Origin of the sequence: Microcystis sp. LE19-10.1B (assembly GCF_027530565.1) — a bacterium.
GTDB lineage: Bacteria > Cyanobacteriota > Cyanobacteriia > Cyanobacteriales > Microcystaceae > Microcystis > Microcystis aeruginosa.
On sequence record NZ_JAPZQM010000399.1, the window covers coordinates 1 to 1,927 of the forward strand.

2 protein-coding genes are annotated in these 1,927 nt (G+C 43.0%); one reads left to right on the forward strand and one right to left on the reverse strand.

The features are described 5' to 3' along the window. Positions 1-485 (reverse strand): RNA-guided endonuclease InsQ/TnpB family protein (locus O9332_RS14515; RefSeq protein ID WP_288026141.1); only part of this gene is annotated, 485 nt, incomplete at its 3' end. A gap of 91 nt (positions 486-576) precedes the next feature. Between O9332_RS14515 and dnaN the strand changes: the two genes are divergently transcribed. Beyond that, the gene (dnaN, locus tag O9332_RS14520; RefSeq protein ID WP_002761694.1) at positions 577-1,725 is read left to right on the forward strand and encodes a DNA polymerase III subunit beta; all 1,149 of its coding nucleotides are present in this window, start codon (positions 577-579) and stop codon (positions 1,723-1,725) included. Positions 1,726-1,927 lie beyond the last annotated feature (202 nt).

Here is a 1,927-nt window from a genome sequence, read left to right on the forward strand (position 1 = left end):
ATATGCCAACGTCCAGAAGGATGTAATCTGACTGTTACTGTGCTTGGTTCACAGCTTTCTGGGATTTGTCTTGACCATCGAATAGGTAAAGGTTCTGTGCATTTGGCTAAATAGATTTGTTTGTCTTTAAATTTAAAAGCAGACTTAGTAAATTCGGCACTTCCTCCTTGATGTTTTTTCTTAAAGTTAGGATACTTAGTACGACCAGCAAAGAAATTAGTGAAAGCTGTTTGTAGGTGTCTTAACCCTTGTGGTAAAGGTACACAGCTAACTTCGTTTAAAAACTCTAATTCTTCTTGCTTTTTCCAATCGGTTAGCATTGAAGAAGTTTGAGCGTAGCCTACTCTTTCTTGTCTTTCATACCATGCTTGTGTTCGTTCGTGGAGAGCTTTGTTGTAAACTAATCTTACACAGCCCAATGTGCGCCGCAATAGCGACTCTTGTGTTGGTGTGGGGTAAAATCGAAACGAATAGGCTTTTTCCATACCTCACATTTTAGCATATATTTCGTAAATGTGCTAATATTTAACAGTAAAGCCGTCGTAGAACGACGGGGTTTCAGACCCAAAATTTTCGATGAAATTTACCAGTAGTCAAAGCGAACTCAACAGCAATTTATCCCTAGTTAGTCGGGCCGTTGCCAGTCGTCCTACCCATCCGGTGTTGGGAAATGTTCTCTTTTGTGCCGATGAGGAAAAGGGCGAAATTAGCCTGACTGCTTTTGATTTGAGTTTAGGGATTCGCACCAGTTTTCGGGCCGAGGTGGTGGAAGGGGGTAAGATTACCCTGCCGGCAAAATTACTTAACGATATTGTCTCTCGTTTGGGAGAGGGGGAAATCACCATCTCTGTGGAAGAAAACGAGAATGATGAGGAGCATAGTCTCGCTTTCCTGAAAACTGCCTCGGCACAGTTCCAAATTCGCGGCATGAAAGCCGATGAGTTCCCAGAATTGCCCACGGTGGCCGATGGGGAAATTGTTAATTTACCTGTAGTTGCCTTGACAGAGGGACTAAAAGGTGCATTGTTTGCCGCTAGTGGCGATGAAACTAAACAGGTGTTGACGGGGGTGCATTTAACTAAAACCGTCGATTGTCTAGAATTTGCCGCTACAGACGGTCATCGTTTAGCGGTGGTACAAACTCCCCTAGAGGAGGTGGAAAGTGCCTCTGGTGGCTTTAATGTCACCATTCCGGCCCGGGCCCTGCGAGAATTGGAAAGAATGATGTCAACAAAACAAAATATCGAGACTATTACTCTGCATGTGGATGATTCTCAAGTCATCTTTGAAATGGGGGAACAGAGGTTAACCAGTCGTAAGTTAGAAGGGGCCTATCCCACTTATAATCAGTTAATTCCTAAATCCTTCGAGCGCTCTTTGGTTTTAGACCGCAAACAATTAATCCGTTGTTTGGAATTAGTGGCGGTTTTATCGGACCAAAAGAATAATTTAGTCAAGTTTAGCCTCGATAGCGAAAATGACCGTTTATCCCTAGCGGTGGAATCTCCCGATTTAGGTAGTGCCAAAGAGTCCATGGCGGCGGAAATTCAGGGAGAAAGTGGCGATATTGCCTTTAATGTTAAATATTTGATGGACGGTTTGAAGGCTTTACCTAATAATGATATCCAAATGCAGTTAAATGCTAGTACCCAACCGGTTATTTTTACCCCCTTGGGAGGTTTAAAGATGACCTATTTGGTGATGCCGGTACAAATTCGTCAGTAAGCTGTCCGCGCATTTAAATTGATTGTTGAGACGAGGCAAGAGATAAGACCCCCCCGGCCCCTAGGGCTGATTCATTCTCCGAATCTAATTCTTTTTTTGCTACCTTTAATCGCTTATGAGGTAAGCAAAGCACGACGTTTTTAAAAATTTTCAGCTATGTATTTCGAGAAATCGACTAAAAACGTTGCCAGATAAGGACTTG